The organism is Brevibacillus sp. AY1, from assembly GCF_029870785.1.
Lineage (GTDB): Bacteria > Bacillota > Bacilli > Brevibacillales > Brevibacillaceae > Brevibacillus > Brevibacillus invocatus.
The window spans coordinates 1-6,316 of the sequence record NZ_JAFLPN010000079.1; the positions used below are offsets into that span (position 1 = coordinate 1).

Annotated in this window: 7 protein-coding genes, 1 tRNA gene and 1 pseudogene; 6 read left to right on the top strand and 3 right to left on the bottom strand. The window is 45.9% G+C overall.

What is annotated here, in order from left to right:
* The first annotated feature begins 109 nt into the window (after nt 1–109).
* Both JZI27_RS24510 and JZI27_RS24515 read left to right on the top strand, forming a co-directional pair.
* Nucleotides 110–571, top strand: coding sequence for a copper amine oxidase N-terminal domain-containing protein (locus tag JZI27_RS24510; protein ID WP_280209790.1), 462 nt, complete (start codon nt 110–112; stop codon nt 569–571).
* Nucleotides 572–822: 251 nt separating this feature from the next.
* Nucleotides 823–2,053, top strand: a pseudogene (locus tag JZI27_RS24515) (branched-chain amino acid ABC transporter substrate-binding protein).
* A gap of 71 nt (nt 2,054–2,124) precedes the next feature.
* Here the strand turns inward: JZI27_RS24515 and JZI27_RS24520 are convergent.
* Nucleotides 2,125–2,259 (bottom strand): DUF4023 domain-containing protein, encoded by a 135-nt coding sequence (locus tag JZI27_RS24520; RefSeq protein ID WP_122911115.1) that lies wholly within the window; start codon nt 2,257–2,259, stop codon nt 2,125–2,127.
* Between the two features lie 198 nt (nt 2,260–2,457).
* Between JZI27_RS24520 and JZI27_RS24525 the strand changes: the two genes are divergently transcribed.
* Nucleotides 2,458–2,604 carry a hypothetical protein gene (locus JZI27_RS24525; RefSeq protein WP_251243183.1) on the top strand — a complete coding sequence of 49 codons (147 nt, stop codon included), beginning with the start codon at nt 2,458–2,460 and terminating at the stop codon, nt 2,602–2,604.
* A 64-nt stretch (nt 2,605–2,668) separates the two neighbouring features.
* Here JZI27_RS24525 and JZI27_RS24530 read toward each other — a convergent pair whose 3' ends face one another.
* The gene (locus JZI27_RS24530; protein ID WP_251243184.1) at nt 2,669–2,905 is read right to left on the bottom strand and encodes a hypothetical protein; all 237 of its coding nucleotides are present in this window, start codon (nt 2,903–2,905) and stop codon (nt 2,669–2,671) included.
* Nucleotides 2,906–3,137: 232 nt separating this feature from the next.
* On the opposite strand from JZI27_RS24530, the gene JZI27_RS24535 reads away from it, so the two are divergent.
* From JZI27_RS24535 to JZI27_RS24545, 3 genes are all read left to right on the top strand, one after another.
* Complete coding sequence (locus tag JZI27_RS24535) at nt 3,138–3,593, top strand: ABC transporter substrate-binding protein (RefSeq protein ID WP_251243185.1); 456 nt, start codon at nt 3,138–3,140, stop codon at nt 3,591–3,593.
* Nucleotides 3,594–3,726: 133 nt separating this feature from the next.
* A complete protein-coding gene (locus tag JZI27_RS24540) occupies nt 3,727–5,187 on the top strand; it encodes an RNA-guided endonuclease InsQ/TnpB family protein (RefSeq protein WP_280209791.1) in 1,461 nt (486 codons plus the stop codon).
* A 43-nt stretch (nt 5,188–5,230) separates the two neighbouring features.
* A complete protein-coding gene (locus JZI27_RS24545; protein ID WP_280209792.1) occupies nt 5,231–5,803 on the top strand; it encodes an ABC transporter substrate-binding protein in 573 nt (190 codons plus the stop codon).
* A gap of 402 nt (nt 5,804–6,205) precedes the next feature.
* Here JZI27_RS24545 and JZI27_RS24550 read toward each other — a convergent pair.
* Nucleotides 6,206–6,280 (bottom strand) — tRNA-Arg (locus tag JZI27_RS24550).
* Nucleotides 6,281–6,316 lie beyond the last annotated feature (36 nt).

Here is a 6,316-nt window from a genome sequence, read left to right on the forward strand (position 1 = left end):
GGGGAGGTACTCCTTTTTCTATGCTCAAAAAACCTTGAGCCCGTAGGGCTCAGATTTATGAAATTGATTCAATTGGGTTATATTTCTTAATAAATAAGGAGTGTGGAAAATGTTAAAGAAAATTCCAGCTATGTTGTTGACAGCAGCTCTATTGACGGGCAGTGTCGCTGTAACAGCCGCTTTTGCCCAAACAGCGCCTGTGCAACAACAAAAAATTCAAGTGAACTTGAATGAAAAAGAACTCGTCTTCCCACAAGACGTAGTGACAGAAAACGGAGTGGCTTATGTGAATGCCAGCACCCTCGCGATCGCGTTGGGCGGTACAGCGGCATGGGATACGATGAAAGAGTCCCTGCTGATTGCAAAAGATAACACATATGCGCTTCGTATGTACAAAAACAGCACCTTTGCCTACAAAAACGGAAAAGAAACAAGAGTCCCTAACCCGCCTCGCCAAACGACTGGTGCTGTGCTCGTACCACTTGTCTACATTGCACAGGAACTGGGTGCTGAAGTGACGTATGATGAGAATTCTCGCACTTATAACCTGAGTATCGCTGTCGAAAAATAAAGATAAGTTGCACGCAAATATTATCAATTTATATATGGTTTGTGTGTATATAGAAAAATGGATGGCCACTTCCTGACTGGGAGTGGTCATTTTCTTTTCTGCAAGCATTAGCATTTTCACGGTCAATATACTTCTGTAAAAAATATTTAGGCAAAAAACCAGTTTATCTATTGCAAATTTTCCCATTTATCTTAAAATAGGTTACAGTTTCCTGTAGTTTGTCTGCAAAGGAAAAAGGGGGATGTAATGCGATGAAAAAACAGAAAAGATTGTCAATTCTTGCAGCAGCATTAACCGTTAGCGCACTGTTGGCTGGATGTGCCGGAGGCGGCGGACAGCAATCAGGTGGGGAAACACCCCAAAATAGCGGGGGATCCAGTGGAGGCGGCGGAGCGGCTGCAGCTGAAAAGCTGGTCATAGCCGTAGTAGGTCCGATGTCAGGCCAATACTCCGATTACGGAAGTACAGCCAAAGCAGGGGCGGAATATGCGTTAAAGGAAAAGCAGGAAGCGTTTAAGCAACTCGGTTTCGATGTACAGCTCTCCTCTCAAGATGACCAGGCTGACCCGAAACAAGGCGTAGCTGTCGCGCAAATGCTGATCTCCAATCCCGATGTAGTCGGCGTTGTCGGACACGCTACGACAGGTGCATCCGTCACGGCAGCCGCGCAATATGAGCAAGAGAGCCTCGTCATGGTATCTCCATCGGCAACCGGCTCTGACTTGACTGAGCAAGGCAAAAAGGTTGTGCACCGCATCTGTGCACGCGATGACCAACAGGGTTCTAAAGCCGCGATTTTTGCGAAAAATACATTGGGTGTGAAGAACGCCTTCTTGATGCACGACAAGCAAGCATACGGCCAAGGTTTGGCAGACGAAGTGAAAAAGCAGTTCGAGAAGGATGGCGTACAAGTGCTTGGCTTTGAAGGCGTGACAGCAGGCGAGAAAGATTATGGTGCTGTACTCAACCAAATCCTCGCTACAAATCCGGAAATGATCTACTTCGGCGGTTATTACTCCGATGCCGGAATCATCGTGAAGCAGGCACGTGAAAAAGGCTTTACCGGAATCTTCATGGGTGGAGATGGCTACGATTCGGCTGACCTGGTGAAAATCGCTGGCGCTGGAAAATGCCAATAACGTCGTATTCACTTCAACGGTTGGCGATGTAGGAGCCACTGAGGAAGGCAAGAAGTGGATCGCGGACTTTGAACAGGCAACCGGCAACAAGGTGGGGATCTTTACATCCTTCGGCTATGATTCCATGGGCGTGATGCTGAATGGTCTGGAAGAGGCGATCAAGGCGAATGGCGGCAAGAAGCCGACGCGTGAACAAGTGCTGGAAGCTGTTCACAAAACGAAAGAGTACAAAGGGAAATTTGTAAACGTGACCTTCAACGACAAAGGTGACAATGAATTCGCGTCCGTCTACGTGTACAAATACGAAAACGGTCAAAAAGTATACATCGGTGAAGCGAAGTAAGAGAAGGATGCTTGAAAGCCCTGGGGAAGCTCTCCAGGGCTTTGTTGTGACAGGGGGAGGAAAAACTGCGCTTAGATGCCTTGCTTGCTCGGCAGGCGTTTTTCCGGGTGGCCATAGCCTTGATGCTTTCGGCTGCGCATATTTTTTTCCTGAGCTTCGTGAATCTTGGCAACGAATTGGCTTGTACTCATCTTGGTAAAATCCATCTGACACCTCCAAAAGGGTATGGCATGCGTTATTAGGATGTCCTGTTTCTGCGGAAGACAGTCTATCGCTCTCTTGATGAAGAGCAGAATTCAGAAATATTCACGAATTTGGAAGAACCAAGCATGCTAGTTAGGGGGAGATATCAGCTATAATAGGAGTAAAGAGATAAGTGAGTATGAATGATGGAGGTTATGAGCATGTCAACCGGATTTATTGCAGTATTGGTCATTATGTCGGTGTTAATCATATGGGTCTCCATTTGGGTGACGAACAAGGCATATGGTCGCAAACCGGATACGATTGATCCCATTAAGCCAGAACATGAAAATAAGACGATCAATTAGATCGTAGTCACTTCGATGAAAAAAGCAGCCATCCATTTATTAGGGTGGCTGCTTTTCGTGTTTGTTACTCGTATGTGCCGATCAGCTTGACAGCTTCTTCAACGAAAGAGGTGTCAATGTTTTTGTTAACATCAAACCCACCGACTGTACCTCCATTGTTTCGGTGGTACTCATATTGGAGCATGCGAGCAATATCCGTAATGGAAATCGTGGAGTATGTCTGGGTTTCCATGAGCTTTAAAAGCGATAAGATGATCCATTCCTTCGATTGTTGGGAGCGGCTAATACGGTTGATCAACAAACGTGACACATCCTTGATTTTGTCTATTTTCAGAGCAAAAGGTACAAAAGGAATTGAAAATACGAGAAAAAAGGGGTAGTGTTACAATTGTAACATTGGAACCGCCCCATGCGCACCGGGAGAACAGGTAAGGAGGCAGACCATCTACATAACGCCTATTTTTTTTAACATTTTTTAATTGATAATGATACTCATTGTTACTTAAAGTGATCAATTAGAGGAGGAGAAATCGATGTTGTCCAAAGGAAGAGTATGGCTGTTCATGACACTCATCATGTCGCTTCTGGTGGCTGGTTGCGGAGGAGGCACGCAAAGTGCGGCACCGCCAGCAGCCGAACAGACAGCTCCACAGCAAAGCAACCCGGCAGAAAGCAATGCACAGCCGGCAGCAGAGGAGACACGTACCATTACCCACGCGATGGGGGAGACCGTCGTCAAGGGAACGCCGCAGCGGGTCGTCGTCTTGACCACTCAAGGTACGGAAAGTCTACTTATCTTGGGGATCAAGCCTGTGGGTGCGGTGAAGTCATGGATCGGGAATCCTTGGTTTGACCATATCAAGGATCAAATGGATGGGGTAGAAGTAGTAGGAGATGAGGTACAGCCCAACGTAGAATTGATTGCGAGTCTGAAGCCCGATCTGATTTTGGGCACCAAGGTTCGTCAGGAAAAAATCTATCTAAGTTAAGCGAGAGTACCCCCACTTCTATAAGTGGTGGGGTGAATCGCTTTTCTTTTTTCCTTCTTTTGCATATAATCAAAGAGAACAAAACGAACGTATGTTCCGTATGCAGAACGCTTGCAAAAGGAGGTGAAAACACATGCACGACAAAGGTTCCTACCAAACCTACCAGATCTGGATCCAACCAGGACATCGGCTCTTTCCGTACTTTCAGCAGTTGTGTCAACAAGCCAAAAGCTTGTACAACACCACGAACTTCTTCATTCGGCAGGTGTATACGGCTCTCACCCAAGGCAAGGAGCTTCAACCCCTCCAACAGGAAGTGATGGACCTCATTCATCAACATTTGGATGCAATGAATGAGAATCAATTTCTTGCCTTCCAGAAAAAGGTGGCAAAGGAAGGCATGAAGCCTGAGGAGCAGCGTAAAGACGTGAAAGCGAACCTGTTTCCCCTTCCAATCAAGGAAGATCCGATGCTCAGCTACCACTTCCTCGATGCACTGTTCAAAGCGATGGGGCAGGAAAACTATCGAGCCTTACCGACGCAAAGCAGTCAGAGCATCATGAAAGTAGCGTTTCAAAATTGGAAGAGTTTTTTTGCCTTAATCAAGAAGTATAAGAGCAATCCAACTTCCTTGTCAGGAAAGCCACGGATTCCGAAGTATTGCCGTACTCCACAAAAAGAGTTCATTTTCACGAATCAGGATTGCGAAATCAAGAATCATCGGTTCTTGAAGCTTCCTTTTACGAAGCAACGGTTGAATATTGGGAAAGTGGGCTTTACAAACGGGAGGCTTATGCAAGTACGAGTGATTCCGTCCTACGGACGCTATGTGGTGGAACTCATTTTTACTTGTGACGAGCAACCGCAACAGCATCCTTTGGATCGAGTGATGGCGATTGATCTGGGCATTGATAACCTTGCAACCATTGTGACCAATACAGGCAGAACACCAACGTTGGTCAAGGGCAAAGTTGTCAAGTCGATCAATCAGTATTACAACAAGCAAAAGGCGTATTATGTTGGCATTTTGCGCCAAGGGAAGAAGTCGCATGAAGGACAAAAGACCTCGAAACGACTGGAATGTTTGCATCGCAAGCGATTTCTCAAAATCAAGGACATCTTCCATAAGGCAAGTCATGCCATTGTGGAAATCGCTTTACAAGAGCAGATCGGAACGATTGTCATTGGTCATAACACCCAATGGAAAAGCGAATCCAATATGGGCAAAAGGAACAATCAATCGTTTTGCCACATTCCGCACAACCTGTTGATTCAAATGATTCGCTACAAGGCAAAGCGGTCAGGGATGACAACCATCGTGAGGGAAGAATCCTACACTTCAAAAGCAAGCTTCCTGGATAACGACGACATCCCTACGTATGGTGAAAGCGATACAATCGCAACCTTTTCAGGGAAGCGAATTCACCGTGGCATGTACCGTTGCGCAAACGGGACATTGATCAATGCTGATGTGAACGGAGCCTACAACATTTTGCGAAAAGAAGTTCCAAAGGTATTCGCTAATGGAATAGAGGGGTTGGACGGCCTGTCGGCTGTCGCTGTGTCAACTCCGCTTGTGTTAAGCGTCCGATAAGGACGACACATAAGAAACCCCCACCTCTATAGGTGGTGGGAGTATTCATACGCAGCTTTCAGCGATTGCTCCGACCGTGTTTACCGAAAACCTGGGTGACAGCATGATCGAGAACTTTGAGTTGTATGCGGAGGCATTGAATAAAGAAGAAGACGGCAAAAAGGTACTCGATGAATTTCATCAGACCATCGAGGAAGCCAAGACAAAGCTAGGTGATAAAACCAAGCTGGAAATCCCCCTTGCACGCTTTCAGCCAGGTAAAGTAAGAGTGTACTATAAGAACAATTTTGCTGGTGTGTTGTTAGACAAGATGGGCTTTGCTAGACCGGAAGCGCAGAATAAGGATGAATTTACCCAAGATCTCGCCAAAGAGCAAATGGCTGATCTGGATGGTGATGTCTTCTTTTACTTTACTTCCGATCGCGAGGGAGACACGGGAGCAAGCAAAACCGCTGAGGAATGGCTGAGTGACCCGCTTGCGCAGAATTTGAATGTAAAGAAAAAAGGACATGTCTATCAGGTGAATGAAGCGATTTGGAATTCGGCTGGAGGCATCATCGCGGCTGATCTGATGGTGAAGGATATCGAGAAGATTCTAGCGGATATTCAGCCTTAGGCAGGATAAGTAAAGAAGGACTGGAGACTCCAGTCCTTTTTTTCTGTCGAATTTACCAATATTTACGTAATGCACCAACGATCAACCAGTGAGATAATAGCATTGTAATCCATAACAACTAGTATAATCCAACTTGGGGATTAGCGCTTTCGACTTAATTGATGCAGGAAGTCGGCGCTATTTTTTTTGCCCAACAAAAGGCATACCTACCTATATGTACATGCGAAATAGCTCTAATATTCATGTATACTATAATCATTCACGTACCCTTAACGTACTACCCCTGTACGTTACCCTTCCGTCTCGATTGCGGAAGGTTTTTTTCACTAAAAAACCTCCGTTCACCAGAGAACGGAGGTTTACGTATACTACGCGAATACACATCGCGGCTTCGAACTAGTATGGTACGCCTGAAGGGAATCGAACCCCCGCACATGGTTCCGGAGACCATTGCTCTATCCACTGAGCTACAGGCGCAAGAAAAGTGATACCTTCCTATTATAAAATATTGTT

Bases quoted from the DNA above. Each gene is read 5' to 3' on its own strand.
- JZI27_RS24510 (WP_280209790.1), top strand. From the start codon at position 110: ATGTTAAAGAAAATTCCAGCTATGTTGTTGACAGCAGCTCTATTGACG.
- JZI27_RS24520 (WP_122911115.1), bottom strand. From the start codon at position 2,259: ATGGATTTTACCAAGATGAGTACAAGCCAATTCGTTGCCAAGATTCAC.
- JZI27_RS24525 (WP_251243183.1), top strand. From the start codon at position 2,458: ATGTCAACCGGATTTATTGCAGTATTGGTCATTATGTCGGTGTTAATC.
- JZI27_RS24535 (WP_251243185.1), top strand. From the start codon at position 3,138: ATGTTGTCCAAAGGAAGAGTATGGCTGTTCATGACACTCATCATGTCG.
- JZI27_RS24540 (WP_280209791.1), top strand. From the start codon at position 3,727: ATGCACGACAAAGGTTCCTACCAAACCTACCAGATCTGGATCCAACCA.